Origin of the sequence: Streptomyces sp. NPDC048255 (assembly GCF_040652415.1) — a bacterium.
Lineage (GTDB): Bacteria > Actinomycetota > Actinomycetes > Streptomycetales > Streptomycetaceae > Streptomyces.
Genome location: NZ_JBEZMA010000035.1, coordinates 41675 through 55280, shown reverse-complemented (window position 1 = coordinate 55280; position 13606 = coordinate 41675). Strand labels below are relative to the sequence as shown.

The following is a 13606-nucleotide window of genomic DNA, read 5'->3' as shown; positions in this document are numbered from 1 at the left end:
CGGTCCGATCCGGACTCCTGCACACGACAGAGCCGTCCCGGCCGCCCCGGGGCGGCTCTTCGGCGTTCCGGTGCGGGGAGAGGGAGCGGGGGGAGGGAGGGGGAGGCAGGCGCCGCGTCCTGCCGTCGGGCAGCCGGTTCGAGGCGGCTTCCGGCGCGGCTCCGGCGGGGTGCGAGCAGACCACGAGCGGTTCCGGACAGGCTCGTGGACACGGCCATCGAGCGGAGGACCGTCGGCAGTGACTGCCGGTGCCGGTGCGAGCGACACCGGTACGGGCGGCATCGTGCCGGCCGCGGGTCGCGGACCCGGCCGGCACGGCGGCGCCGCTTCGAGTGATGAAGGGTGTGGAAGATGTCGGATGCGCGAGTGCACCACACGGTCCACGAAGCAATCTCGGCGGCTCCGGCCGGAGTGCTGTACGGGCTGATCGCCGACGCCACGCAGTGGCCGCTGTTCTTCCAGCCCTGCGTCCACGTCGAGCAGCTGGACTTCGACGGGACGCGGGAGCGGCTGCGGATGTGGGCCACCGCGAACGGCAAGGTGAAGTCCTGGGTCACCAGCCGGCGCCTGGACGTCGAGCGGATGCGCGTGGAGTTCTCCCAGGACGTGCCCGCCGCGCCGACGGACTCGATGAGCGGCGTCTGGACGGTGGAGTCGCTGGGCGACCGCTCCAAGGTCACCCTGGAGCACTCGTTCACGGTGCCCGGTGACGACCCGGCGGACGTGGCCTGGGTGAGGGAGGCCATCCGCGCCAACAGCCGCGCCCAGCTGAGGCAGCTGGCCGCGCCGTGGGCGAACCTGGGCGAGCTCGTGCTGTCCTTCGAGGACACGGTGCGCATCAACGCGCCCGCCGAGCTGGTCTTCGACTTCCTCTACCGGGCCGCGGACTGGCCGGGTGCGCTCCCCCACGTACGGGAGCTGGAACTGACGGAGGAGCAGCCGGGCGTCCAGGTGATGTCCATGGGCAGCATCTCCATCGACGGCAGCGCGCACAGCACCGAGTCGGTGCGCATCTGCTTCCCGGCCGCGGGCCGGATCGTCTACAAGCAGACGCAGACCTCCCCGCTGCTGGCCGCGCACACCGGCGAATGGTCGGTCGAGCCCGACGAGTCGGGTGTGAACGTCACCGCCCGGCACAACGTGCTGCTGCGCGAGAAGAAGATCGAGCAGGTGCTGGGCGCGGGCACCGACGCGGCCGCCGCCGGGCGGCACGTGCGCGAGGCCCTCGGCCAGGCCGGGCTCTCCGTCCTGCGGTACGCAGCGCAGCACGCCGCGGCCGCGGTCCGGGTCCTGTGACCACGGTCGTCACCGAGGCCGCCGGCGCGGCCCCGGACGCGGCCCCCCGCGTTCCCCTGCCTGGTCCGCCCGCCCCCGGGGCGGGCCCCGCCGCCTCCCCGGCGGTCCCCACAGCCCCCGTACGGGAAACCCGCGCACCCGTACGGGACATCAGTGAGCTCGAGCGCGCCGCCCGGCTGGAGGTGCTGCTCGGCGATCCCTACGATCCGCTCAACCCGCACGGGCACCTGGCGCTGCTGCGGGCCGACGAGGCCCGCGAGGTGCCCGAGGCCACCGAGGCGCTGCTCGCGGAGGCCGGGCTGGCCGCCGAGTTCGTACCGCGGGAGCTGGGCGGGCGCCTGACGGACCTGGAGGAGCTGGCGCGGGTGCTGCGGCCGCTGTTCCGCCGCGATCTCGCGCTCGGTTTCGGCTTCGGCATCACCTCGCTGTTCGCCGCCTCCACGGTGTGGACCGCGGGCGACGTGCACCAGCGCGGGGAGATGGCGCGCGTGCTGCTCGGCGGCGGCCGGGTCACGATCGTGCACCGCGAGCTGGCGCACGCCAACACCGTGCTGCGCGACGAGTTCACGGCCCGGCCGGCTCCCGGCGGCGGGTTCGTGGTGGACGGGCGCAAGGCGGTCGTCATCAACGCCGACCGCGCCGACACGTTCATCATGTACGCGCGCACGGCCGAGGACGGTCCGGGGAGCCACTCCGTGCTGATGCTCGGCCCCGGGGCGCCCGCCTCCGGCGAGGTGCGCCGGCTGGCGCGGGTGGAGCTGCCCGGTATGCGCGGCGCGCGGTTCGCCGGGCTGGAACTCGCCGGTGTGGCGCTGCCGGACGGTGCGGTCGTCGGCGCGCGGGGCGAGGGGGTGTCGCTGGCGCTGCGCAGTTTCCAGATCAGCCACTGCCTGGTGCCCGGCACGGTGCTCGCGGGTGTGGACAGCGTGCTGCGCCAGGCGGTGCGCGCGGCCACCGAGAGCCGTCCCGACGGGCAGCCGGCCCGCCGCTGGCGCAAGGTGCTCGCCGGGGTCTTCGCGGACCTGCTGGCCTGCGACAGCATGGCCGTGACGGGGCTGCGCGCGCTGAGCCTGCTGCCCGAGGACGCGTACCTGCTGGCGGCGGCGGTCAAGTACACGATGCCGGACATGCTGCGGGAGAACCTGGAGGAGCTGGCCACCGTGCTCGGCGCCCGCGGGTACGACCGCGGGCCGGTGTACGGCGGTTTCCAGAAGCTCGTACGGGACCTGCCGGTGGCGGGGCTCGGGCACGCGGGGACGGCCGTCTGCCAGGCGGTGCTGGTGCCCCAGCTGCCGGTGCTGGCGCGCACGGCCTGGTTCCGCACCGGGGAGCCGCCGGCGGAGCTGTTCCATCCCGGCGCGCCGCTGCCGCCCTTCGACCACCGCCGGCTGGCGCACTCGGGCAGGGACGACCTGCTGACGGCCACGCTGATCGGCGTCGCCGGGCGGCTGGGCGCGGCGGCGGGCGCGGGACGGGGCCCGGGCGGGGGTCCGCGGGAGGTGCTCGCGGCCCTGGCGGAGACCTTCGTCGGGGAACTGCGGGTGCTGCGCTCGCGGTGCGCGGCGCTGGACGACGCGGGCAACTCGGCGGGGGCGGCCTTCAATCCGCAGGCCTGCGCGCTGGCCGACCGCTACGCCCTGGTGATGGCGGCGGCGGCCGTCCTCGGTGTCTGGGAGGGGCAGGCCGGTACGGGCTCCTGGCTGGAGGACCCGGCCTGGGCCGTGCTGGCCCTCAGCCGTATCGGCCGCCGGCTCGGCGCGGCGGTGCCGGACCTGCCCGACGGGGTCGTCGAGTCGGTGCTGGAGGAGGTGCTGGGCCGCTGCCGCGAGGGGCTCAGCCTGGATCTGTACGGGACGCGGCTCGCGGGCTAGTGCTGTGGCCGGAAGGGTTTGCCGGGTCGCGTCGTCCGGTGCGGTGCATCGCAAGGCGGAGGGCCGCGGCTCGTACTGGACGTACCGGAGCGGTCCGACAACGCGGCGAGGTGCCGTGCCGGGCGGCGCGACCCGGTGAACCATTCCGGCCACAGCGCTAGCCGCACGGCCGGGTCCCGTACGGGAGTTGACGGGGCCCGGCGTCCACGGGCGGCGGGTGCGGCGCCGCCCGGCTTCATCGCCGCCCGCCCCCGGTGGGGCGGGCGGTTCTGACTACACGCAGGGAGACGACGATGGACGAGGTGAGATGCGCCGCGCCCATTCACGTGCCGCGGCCGGCCGGTCCGTGGCACGGGGTGCGCGAGAATCTGGCGGAACTGGGCAACGCGGTGGTGTACACGACCTGGAGCGAGTGGCTGCCCAGTGTGCTCACCTCTCCCCGGCTGCGGGAGCTGCTCGGCCCGGACTGGGACCGCTACCGGCGCACCCCCGACGCCACCGTGCGCTACCGCTTCGCGGCCGCCCGGCTGCTGATCAAGTACACGGCCGCGGCGGCGCTGGGGACCACGCCCGAGGACCTGGACCTGGCCTACCGGCTCGGCGGGCGGCCGTACCTGCGCGGCTTCGACCAGGTCGACCTGAGCCTGTCGCACACCGGGGACCTGATGGCGGTGGGGCTCAGCCGTACCGGCCGGATCGGGGTGGACGTGGAGCCGGCCGACCGGACGGTGCGGCTGGAGCTGCTGGAGACGCAGATCCTGACGCCCGCCGAGGCGCAGGAGATCGCCGGGCTGCCGGAGGAGGAGCGGATCGGGCACGCGCTGCGGCTGTGGACGCTGAAGGAGGCGTACAGCAAGGCGCTCGGGCAGGGACTGCGGCTCGGCTTCCGGGAGTTCGGCTTCAGCAAGGGGGGCCGGCTGCTCGCGCCGGACGGCAGCGCCGCCACCCGCGGCGAGTGGGGCTTCGCCACCCATTCGGTCATGGGCCGCTACCTGCTCAGCGTGGCCTGCCACGACGCGGGACTCAGCTCGTCCGGCGACACCAGCGCGGGAACCATGCTCGACCGCGGGTTCCTGTCGGCGATGACCCGGACGGGAGAGTGAGCGCGGCGCGCGCCGACGGCGGGCGCCGTGAGGGGGACGGCCCGCCGGGCCGCGCCCACGGGTGACCCCCTGGACGAGTGGGGCCCCTCCCCGCAGGCGCCGCTTGGGACTTGCTCGTCCAGCCGTCCTCCACCGGATCTCCACCCGCGTCAGCCCCGTATCAGGGCCATGACAGCGGGGTGCTTCACGGTGGGCCCGGGAGCAGCGCGCCTTCGGACCGCCGGAGCGGGCGCGGCTCTCCGGGTTTCCGGCTGCCCCGGGCCCGTACGGGAGCACGTGGAGCCGGAGGAGGGCGTGCGATGGCGAGGCCGAGCCGCCCACGCCCGGTGCACGGACGCGCGGGCCGCAGGGCCGCCGTCCGGCGCTCCACGGTGCCCGCCCGTCCGGCGGAGCCGTCCGTTCCGGTGAGCCGGATCCCGTCCGACCCGCTGCTGGAGGCCCTCGCCGGGCGGGGCGGCGGCCGCCACGTCGAGCAGTTGTCGTGGCGCTGGCGCGGGCCGCTGGACACCGGCCGGTTCACCGCCGCCTGGCAGTCCGTCGTCGACCGCGAGACGGTGCTGCGGGCGGCCGTCCAGCGGGAGCCGGAGCCGCGGGTGGTGCTGCACGAGCGTGCCGCCGCCGAGGTCGTACGGCATCCGGCGGGCACCGTCGACTGGGACGAACTGCTGGAACGGGACCGGCTGCGCGGCTTCGACCTGCGCAGTCCCGGTCCGCTGCGCGTCACCCTCGTCGACGACCCCGCGGAGGGGGCCGGGCCGGGGGCGCTGCCGGGGCCACCGGCGGGTGCGACGCGCGTGCTGGTCACCTTCCACCACGGACTGCTCGACGCCTGGAGCGTGTTCGTGCTCCTGGACGAGTTCTACCGGGCCTATCTGGCGGGCGGCACGCTGTCCGGCGGCGAGCGGCGCCCCGACATCCGCGACTGGGCCGGCTGGCTGGACGGCCAGGACACCGGCCCGGCGCGGGAGTTCTGGACCCGGGCCGTGCCCGAGGGGGTGCCGGCGGTGCTGCCCGCGCTGCCGGGGCCCGACACCATGGAGAGCGGGTGCGGCCGGGCCGAGGCCCGGCTGAGCGCGGCCGAGGCGGACCGGCTGCACCGGTGGGCCGCCGCTCAGGCCGTGCCCGACTCCAGCGCGCTGCAGGCCGTCTGGGCGCTGCTGCTGTACCGGGCCGCGGAGGTGAGCGGGCCCGCACTGGTGGGCTTCGGGGTCACCGTCTCGGGGCGGGGCATCGCCCTGGACGCCGTCGAGCGGCTGCCGGGGCCGATGCGCAACTGCCTGCCGATGGCCGTGCGGGTCGACCCCGCACACGCGCTGGGGCGGCTGCTGACCACGCTGCGCGACCGGGCGCTGGACATGGCCCCGTACGAATGGGTGACGGCCGGGCAGATCCACGAGTGGACCGGCCGCACCGCGGACGGCCGGCTGCTGGAGAGCCTGGTCGCGGTCGAGAGCACGCCGCGCGCACCGGCTGAGCTGAAGGATCAGCTGGCCGCCGACGGCATCCGGGTCGATCCGCTGCGCGCGAGCGGCGCGCACACGGTCTTCCCCGTCGCGCTGCTGGCGCACGGCGGCAGCGACGGCGCGCTCACGCTGGCCGCCGTCCACGACCGTGCCCGGATCTCCGCCGCCGACGCGCGCCGCCTGGTCGGGCACTGCGCCCGGCTGCTGCGCGCGCTGCCGGCCACCGGCGAGGCGACGACCGTGGCGCAGGTGCTGGCCCTGCTGGCCGACGACGAGCCGCCGCGGATCGCCGTCGGGCGGCGGCCGCCCGCCGGGGGCGGGGACGGGCTCAGCCGCCCCGCGACCGGCGGACGACCGGTCGTCGAGCGGATCCCGAGCGAGTCTTGACACCGTGGGGCGACCGACCGTGAAGGAGGCGCCCGTGTACCGCATCAGTGAAGAGTTCCAGGAGGTCGAGATGGTCGTGTTCGGGATGGTCCCGGTGCGGGTCGCGCCCCCGCTCCGGCTGGCCGGAGCGGACGAGGACGAGGCGGAGTTCACCATCGTCCGCGGCATCGACTAGCCATGCCGTACGAGACCTCGGCCACCTCCCTCGCCGGCCGCCGCTGGGAACTGCCCCCGCTGCCCCGGCAGTCCCCGCAGTCCCCGCTCTCCCCGCCGCGGCCCGCAGGCCGCCGGGCCTCCCCGGCCCGCACGCGCGCCGCGCACCTGCGCCGGGCGGTATGGCTCGCCGTGTGCGGCCCGGGCGGCGCGGGCGGCCCCGCCGGTGCCCGCACGGGCCGGCGTACGGGCAGCCGTACGGACAGCCGTACGGGCCGCACGCCCGGCCGGGCCACGGCCCCCGCGGCCGCCCGGACCCCGCCCCAAGGCTCCATGCTCCAGCGGAAGAAGGATCCACACACGATGTCGCTGTCCGAACAGGGTTCCGCCGCCCCGACGGTGTCGGCCGGGGTCGAGACGTTCCTGAACGACCCCCGGCACGTCGGCGCGCTCACCACCGTCCGGCCCGACGGGACGCTGCACGTGGCGCCCGTACGGTTCACCTGGGACGGGCGGGCCGGCCTCGTCCGGGTCATGACGGTCGCCTCCTCGCGCAAGGCGCGGAACCTGCTGGCCGGCCCGGGCGGCCGGGTGGCGCTGTGCCAGGTGGACGGCTTCACCTGGGTGACCCTGGAGGGCCGGGGCACGGTCGTGACGGACCCGGCGCGGATCGCGGACGGCGCGCGGCGCTACGCCAAGCGGTACTGGTCGGCGCCGCCGGACCCGCCGGGCCGGGTGGTCATCGAGATCGAGGTCGACCGGGTGCTCAGCCTCAACGCCTGACGCGCCCGCGGGTACGTACGCGCGGCGGCGCCGGGGGTTCTCCCCGGCGCCGCCGCGCGTTGCCTTCGGTTCCTTCGGTCCTTCGGTTCCCCCGGTGGCTCAGGCGGCCGGCGGCGGGTTGCCGTCGGCCCACAGCAGCCGGAAGGACAGCAGGTTCAGCCGCCAGCCCTGCGGGGTGCGCCGGGCCTCGCCGTCGACGTAGGTGCCGGTGGCGAAGAGCGGGGGGAGCTCGCCCTGGGGGCGCGCGTGCCGCTCGTGGTGCACGTGCGTGGAGAGCAGGTTGGCGCGCAGCGTGGCCCGGTCACCGTCGAGGACGACCACGGCCGGTGAGCCGAGGTGCTGGGTGCGGGCGAAGGCCGCGAGGGCCGAGCGGTGGTACTCGGCCATCTCCTCGATGCCCTCGTGACGGCTCATCGGGAACGCGACCACCGCGTCCGGGGTGAACAGGCGCGCCGCCCAGGCGTCGTCCAGCTTCTCGTTCTCGATGTTGTCGAGCGACACGAGGTAGTGGCCGAGCAGGTCCGCGACGTGGGCGCGCGATTCCGCGGCGGATTCGGTGGGGGCAACACCTTGGGATTCGGTGGTGGATTCGTCCAGGATTCGGGTGGAGTTCATGCCTGATAATGCCGTCGCGGATACCTCCCCCGGCAAGTCCGCTTGTCAAAGATCTGACGTACCCGACGGTTTTCTGTCATTGCTTGTCGAAGGCCTGTACTCAGCCCTATTTACGACCCGGGCAAGCCCTCGCAATACTGGCCGAACACCAGCGGGAAGAGGGCAGATGGACACCTTTGATGCAGACGTCATCGTAGTGGGAGCCGGTCCCACCGGACTTATGCTCGCGGGCGAATTGAGGCTCAATGGAGTCTCGGTGACGGTCCTTGACAAACTCACCGAACCCATTCAGCAGTCCCGCGCCCTCGGCTTTTCGGCACGGACCATCGAGGAATTCTCCCAGCGCGGACTGATTCCCCGATTCGGCGAGGTCGGGGTCATTCCCTTCGGCCACTTCGGCGGGGTCCCGCTCGACTACCAGGTCCTTGAGGGCGGTTCGTACGGCGCCCGCGGCATTCCGCAGGCACGCACCGAGGGAATCCTCGGCGGCTGGGCCCGCGAGCTGGGCGCCCAGGTGCGCCGCGGCGTCGAGGTCACCGGCCTGGAGCCCGACGACGACGGCGTGACGGTCGTCGCGGACAGCGCGGACGGCCCGGTGCGGCTGCGCGCCCGCCACGTGGTCGGCACCGACGGCGCCCGCAGCGCCGTCCGCAAGATCGCCGGAATCGACTTCCCCGGCACCGAGGCCACGCTCGAACTGCGCTTCGCCGACGTGACCGGGATCCAGCTGCGCCCCCGCTTCAGCGGTGAGCGCGTCCCCGGCGGCATGGTCATGGTCATCCCGATGGGCCCGGACCGCAGCCGCATCATCTACTTCGACAGCAACGAGCCGCTGCGCACCAGCCCGGACCCGATCACCTTCGAGGAGGTCGCCGCGGCCTTCCAGCGGCTGTCGGGCGAGGACATCAGCGGCGCCACGCCGCTGTGGGTCAGCTCGACCACCGACGTCAGCCGCCAGGCCTCCGCGTACCGCAAGGGCCGGATCTTCCTCGCCGGCGACGCCGCGCACATCCACCTGCCGATCGGCGCGCAGGGCATGAGCGCGGGCGTGCAGGACGCGGTCAACCTCGGCTGGAAGCTCGCCCTGGACATCAAGGGCCAGGCCCCCGAGGGCCTGCTCGACACCTACCACGCGGAGCGGCACCCGGTCGGCGCCCGCATCCTGACCAACACCCTCGCCCAGCGCACGCTCTACCTGGGCGGCGACGAGCTCAACCCGATGCGCGAGGTCTTCACCGAACTGGTGCAGAACTACGAGTCGGTCCGCCGCCACCTGGTCGGCATGGTCACCGGCCTGGACATCCGCCACGACCTCGGCGAGGGCGACCACCCGCTGCTGGGCCGGCGCCTGCCGGACCGCGACCTGGTGGTCGACGGCGAGAAGACCTCCAGCTTCGCGCTGCTGCACGCCGGGCGCGCCGTGCTCCTGGAGCTCGGCGGCGACCACGGCCTGCGCGAGGCGGCCGCGGGCTGGGCCGACCGCGTCGAGGTGGTCAGTGCCGAACAGGTCGACTGCGACGCCCCTGTGGACGGCATCCTGCTGCGCCCCGACGGCTACGTCGCCTGGGTCGGTTCCTCCGGCTCCGGTTCCGAAGGCCTCGACGACACCCTCACCCGCTGGTTCGGTCCCGCCAACTGAGCGCGCTCCGCTGCGCTCACGTCCGTACCCTCAAAGGAAGCGAAGGAACAATGCCCACCATCTCCCTCGAGGACAAGCACCTCACCGTCCTCAACCTCTTCACCACTGACGCTCCTGAGAAGCAGGAAAGCCTGATCCGGGAGATGCGCAAGATCGTCGACGCGGCGACCTACGAGGGCTGGATGTCCAGCACCGTGCACGCGGGCGTGGACAGCCCCGGCACCGCCAACTTCATCCAGTGGCGCAGCGGCGAGGACCTCGAGAAGCGCTACTCCGCGGACGAGTTCAAGCACCGCACCCTCCCGGTCTTCGGCGAGATCACCACCTCGATCCGCCTCCTGCAGAACGAGGTCGTCTACACGCTGGCCGGCCCCGGCCCGTGCGGCAAGATCGAGATCGGCCCGCACCGCGAGGTCTACACCTCCATCACCGTCTACGGTGTCGAGGCGGAGAACCAGGACGAGCTGATCGACGCCCTCGGCGCCGGCCAGGCCGGCATCGTGGACGCCCCGGGCTTCCGCGCCCACGTCGTCCTCAAGGGCCTGCGCGCCCGCGGCCTGGAGGGCTCCTTCGTCGTCTCCTACTTCCAGTGGGACACCAAGGAGGCCTACGAGGCCCACCGCGACCAGGACCCCGAGACCTGGCCGGTCGGCCGCCAGAAGGCCCAGGCCCGCGTGGACGCCGTCGCCACCTCCGTGGACGGCAACACCTACAACGTGGTGCACACGCGCTCTGCCGGCGAGTGAACCGGCCGCGCCCCTGACGGCGCGACCGACTCCCTAGGGGGTGTCTCGCCGATCATGCCGGGCTAGGGTCGTCTGGTGCCGCGCCTCGCCGCGTTGTCGTCGGTCGCCGACGCTCCGCGTCGACTCCCTCCTCCGCCTTGCGATCCACGGCACCAGACGACCCGAGCTGATCCGGCCTGATCGACAAGACACCCCCTAGCCCCCGGACGCCCGGTCCCCGCGCGGGGACCGGGCGTCCGGCGCACGTGCCCCGCTTCCGCGGCCGGAGCACGGCTCCGGCGGAACTCAGGCATCCCCCGTGCCGGGCGCTATCGCCGGGCCGCACCGTCGAGGGCGATGGCGCACTTTCCCGCCGCGCGCGCAGACCATGCCCGCTGCGCGAACCCTCCCACGCAACCGCTGAGGAGCTAAACCGTATGCACAGCACCCTGATCGTCGCCCGGATGGCAGCGGCCTCGACCAACGACGTGGCCAAGCTGTTCTCCGAATTCGACGCGACGGACATGCCCCAGCGCATGGGAACGCGGCGCCGCCAGCTGTTCTCGTACCGGGGCCTGTACTTCCACCTCCAGGACTTCGACGAGGACAACGGGAGCGAGCTCATCGAGGGCGCGAAGAGCGACTCGCGCTTCGTGCAGATCAGCGAGGACCTGAAGCCCTTCATCGAGGCCTACGACCCGAAGACCTGGCGTTCCCCGGCCGACGCGATGGCCACCCGCTTCTACAACTGGGAGGGTTCCGCGTGACGAGGCGACGCGTTGTCATCACCGGGATCGAGGTGATCGCCCCCGGTGGTGTCGGCAAGGAGAACTTCTGGAACCTGCTGAGCGAGGGCCGTACCGCCACGCGCGGGATCACCTTCTTCGACCCCACGCAGTTCCGCTCGCGGGTGGCCGCCGAGGTCGACTTCGACCCGTACGCGCACGGCCTGACCCCCCAGGAGGTCCGCCGCCTGGACCGGGCCGCGCAGTTCGCCGTCGTGGCCTCGCGCGGCGCGGTCGCCGACAGCGGCATCGAGCTGGCCGGGATCGACCCCCACCGCATCGGCGTCACCGTCGGCAGCGCGGTGGGCGCCACGATGGGCCTCGACGAGGAGTACCGGGTCGTCAGCGACGGCGGCCGCCTGGACCTGGTCGACCACACCTACGCGGTCCCGCACCTCTACAACCACATGGTGCCCAGCTCCTTCGCCACCGAGGTGGCCTGGGCCGTCGGCGCCGAGGGCCCCAGCACCGTGGTCTCCACCGGCTGCACCTCCGGCATCGACTCGGTCGGCTACGCCGTCGAACTCGTCCGCGAGGGCTCGGCGGACGTCGTGATCGCCGGCTCCTCGGACGCCCCGATCTCGCCGATCACCATGGCCTGCTTCGACGCCATCAAGGCCACCACTCCGCGCTACGACGACCCGGAGCACGCCTCGCGCCCCTTCGACGGCACCCGCAACGGGTTCGTCCTCGGCGAGGGCACCGCCTTCTTCGTGCTGGAGGAGCTGGAGAGCGCCAAGAAGCGCGGCGCGCACATCTACGCGGAGATCGCCGGCTACGCCACGCGCAGCAACGCCTACCACATGACGGGCCTGCGCCCCGACGGCCTGGAGATGGCCGAGGCGATCAACCTCGCGCTCGGCGAGGCGCGCCTGAACCCCGAGGCGATCGACTACATCAACGCGCACGGCTCGGGCACCAAGCAGAACGACCGGCACGAGACCGCCGCCTTCAAGCGCAGCCTCGGCGACCACGCGTACCGCACCCCGGTCAGCTCCATCAAGTCGATGGTCGGGCACTCGCTCGGCGCGATCGGCTCCATCGAGATCGCCGCGTCGGCACTGGCCATGGAGTACGACGTCGTACCCCCGACGGCCAACCTGCACACGCCCGACCCGGAGTGCGACCTCGACTACGTCCCCGTCACCGCGCGCGACCAGCTGGTCGACGCGGTCCTCACGGTCGGCAGCGGATTCGGCGGCTTCCAGAGCGCCATGGTGCTGGCCAGCCCCGAAAGGAGCCTCGTATGACCACGTCGGTGGTGGTCACCGGTCTTGGCGTCGCCTCCCCCAACGGGCTCGGCACCGAGGACTACTGGTCGGCGACGGTCGGCGGGAAGAACGGCATCGGCCGGATCACCCGCTTCGACCCCTCCGGCTACCCGGCCCGGCTGGCCGGCGAGGTGCCCGGCTTCCAGGCCGAGGAGCACCTGCCCAGCCGTCTGCTGCCGCAGACCGACCGGGTCACCCGGCTCGCGCTGGTGGCGACCGACTGGGCGCTGGCGGACGCGGGCGTCGATCCGAAGGAACTGCCCGAGTTCGACATGGGCGTCATCACGGCCAGCGCCGCGGGCGGCTTCGAGTTCGGCCAGGGCGAGCTGCAGAGCCTGTGGAGCCGCGGCAGCCAGTACGTCTCCGCGTACCAGTCCTTCGCCTGGTTCTACGCCGTCAACAGCGGCCAGATCTCCATCCGCAACGGCATGAAGGGCCCCGCCGGGGTCGTCGTCAGCGAGCAGGCCGGCGGCCTCGACGCCGTCGCCCACGCCCGCCGGCAGATCCGCAAGGGCACCGCGCTGATCGTCTCCGGCGGCGTCGACGCCTCCATCTGCCCCTGGGGCTGGGTGGCGCAGCTGTCGACCGGGAAGCTGAGCACCAGCGACGAGCCCTCGCGCGCCTACCTGCCCTTCGACCGCGACGCGCGGGGCTACGTGCCCGGCGAGGGCGGCGCGATCCTCATCGTCGAGGACGCCGAGGCGGCCCGGGCGCGCGGCGCCCACATCTACGGCGAGATCGCCGGGTACGGCTCGACGATGGACCCGCGTCCCGGCAGCGGCCGCGAGCCGGGCCTGGGCAAGGCGATCCGGATCGCCCTCGCCGACGCGGGCGTGGCCGCCGCGGACGTCGACGTGGTCTTCGCCGACGGCGCCGGGGACCCCACCCTCGACCGCGAGGAGGCCGCGGCGATCAGCGGGGTCTTCGGGGACCGCGCGGTGCCGGTGACCGTGCCCAAGACGATGACCGGCCGCCTGTACTCGGGCGCCGCGTCGCTGGACCTGGCGGCGGCGTTCCTGTCGATCCGCGACGGGGTCATCCCGCCCACCGTGCACACCCAGCCGTGCCCGGACTACCCGCTCGACCTGGTCGTCGGCCAGCCGCGGCAGGCCCCGGTGCGCACCGCGCTGGTGCTGGCCCGCGGCAGCGGCGGCTTCAACTCCGCCATGGTCGTGCGCGCCGCGCAGTAGCGCCGTACGCCACCCCAGACACCACACCACGTAAGGAAAGGGACTTCCACCATGGCCACCAAGGCATTCACCCCCGACGACCTGCGCCGCACCCTGCGGGAGGCCGCGGGCGTGGCCGAGGGCGTCGACCTGGACGGCGACATCCTCGACACCGAGTTCGACGTGCTCGGCTACGAGTCCCTCGCGCTGCTGGAGGCCGGAAGCCTCATCGAGCGCGAGTACGGCATCTCCCTCGACGAGGAGGCCGTCAACGACGCGAACACCCCGCGTGCGTTCATCGAGGTCGTCAACGCGCAGCTCGCGCCCGCCACGGCTGCCTGAGGGG

Annotated in this window: 13 protein-coding genes; 12 read left to right on the top strand and 1 reads right to left on the bottom strand. The window is 73.7% G+C overall.

What is annotated here, in order from left to right; genetic code table 11:
- The first annotated feature begins 351 nt into the window (after positions 1 to 351).
- The 6 genes from AB0D94_RS24925 (at position 352) to AB0D94_RS24900 (ending at position 7056) form a co-directional block, all read left to right on the top strand.
- Positions 352 to 1296 carry an aromatase/cyclase gene (locus AB0D94_RS24925; protein WP_362055680.1) on the top strand — a complete coding sequence of 315 codons (945 nt, stop codon included), beginning with the start codon at positions 352 to 354 and terminating at the stop codon, positions 1294 to 1296.
- Complete coding sequence (locus AB0D94_RS24920; protein WP_362055678.1) at positions 1293 to 3167, top strand: acyl-CoA dehydrogenase; 1875 nt, start codon at positions 1293 to 1295, stop codon at positions 3165 to 3167. The genes AB0D94_RS24925 and AB0D94_RS24920 overlap by 4 nt, the downstream gene beginning before the upstream one ends.
- A gap of 293 nt (positions 3168 to 3460) precedes the next feature.
- Positions 3461 to 4270, top strand: a complete 810-nt coding sequence (locus AB0D94_RS24915) for a 4'-phosphopantetheinyl transferase superfamily protein (RefSeq protein WP_362055676.1) — start codon at positions 3461 to 3463, stop codon at positions 4268 to 4270.
- 299 nt (positions 4271 to 4569) lie between these two features.
- On the top strand, positions 4570 to 6120 hold the full coding sequence (locus AB0D94_RS24910) for a condensation domain-containing protein (RefSeq protein ID WP_362055674.1): 1551 nt from the start codon (positions 4570 to 4572) through the stop codon (positions 6118 to 6120).
- A 34-nt stretch (positions 6121 to 6154) separates the two neighbouring features.
- Entirely contained in the window at positions 6155 to 6295 is a 141-nt protein-coding gene (locus AB0D94_RS24905) for a hypothetical protein (protein ID WP_362055672.1), read from the top strand.
- A 341-nt stretch (positions 6296 to 6636) separates the two neighbouring features.
- Positions 6637 to 7056, top strand: a complete 420-nt coding sequence (locus AB0D94_RS24900) for a TIGR03618 family F420-dependent PPOX class oxidoreductase (RefSeq protein WP_362055730.1) — start codon at positions 6637 to 6639, stop codon at positions 7054 to 7056.
- A 99-nt stretch (positions 7057 to 7155) separates the two neighbouring features.
- Here AB0D94_RS24900 and AB0D94_RS24895 read toward each other — a convergent pair whose 3' ends face one another.
- The gene (locus AB0D94_RS24895; protein ID WP_362055670.1) at positions 7156 to 7671 is read right to left on the bottom strand and encodes a nuclear transport factor 2 family protein; all 516 of its coding nucleotides are present in this window, start codon (positions 7669 to 7671) and stop codon (positions 7156 to 7158) included.
- A gap of 166 nt (positions 7672 to 7837) precedes the next feature.
- Here AB0D94_RS24895 and AB0D94_RS24890 point away from each other — a divergent pair, with 166 nt between their 5' ends.
- From AB0D94_RS24890 to AB0D94_RS24865, 6 genes are all read left to right on the top strand, one after another.
- Positions 7838 to 9310, top strand: coding sequence for an FAD-dependent monooxygenase (locus AB0D94_RS24890; RefSeq protein WP_362055668.1), 1473 nt, complete (start codon positions 7838 to 7840; stop codon positions 9308 to 9310).
- A 50-nt stretch (positions 9311 to 9360) separates the two neighbouring features.
- Complete coding sequence (locus AB0D94_RS24885; RefSeq protein WP_362055666.1) at positions 9361 to 10056, top strand: antibiotic biosynthesis monooxygenase family protein; 696 nt, start codon at positions 9361 to 9363, stop codon at positions 10054 to 10056.
- Between the two features lie 416 nt (positions 10057 to 10472).
- A complete protein-coding gene (locus tag AB0D94_RS24880) occupies positions 10473 to 10802 on the top strand; it encodes a TcmI family type II polyketide cyclase (RefSeq protein ID WP_362055664.1) in 330 nt (109 codons plus the stop codon).
- The gene (locus AB0D94_RS24875) at positions 10799 to 12070 is read left to right on the top strand and encodes a beta-ketoacyl-[acyl-carrier-protein] synthase family protein (protein ID WP_362055662.1); all 1272 of its coding nucleotides are present in this window, start codon (positions 10799 to 10801) and stop codon (positions 12068 to 12070) included. Before AB0D94_RS24880 ends, AB0D94_RS24875 begins: the two co-directional genes overlap by 4 nt.
- The gene (locus AB0D94_RS24870) at positions 12067 to 13281 is read left to right on the top strand and encodes a ketosynthase chain-length factor (protein ID WP_362055660.1); all 1215 of its coding nucleotides are present in this window, start codon (positions 12067 to 12069) and stop codon (positions 13279 to 13281) included. The genes AB0D94_RS24875 and AB0D94_RS24870 overlap by 4 nt, the downstream gene beginning before the upstream one ends.
- A 51-nt stretch (positions 13282 to 13332) precedes the next feature.
- Positions 13333 to 13602, top strand: a complete 270-nt coding sequence (locus AB0D94_RS24865) for an acyl carrier protein (protein WP_362055658.1) — start codon at positions 13333 to 13335, stop codon at positions 13600 to 13602.
- Positions 13603 to 13606: the final 4 nt, after the last annotated feature.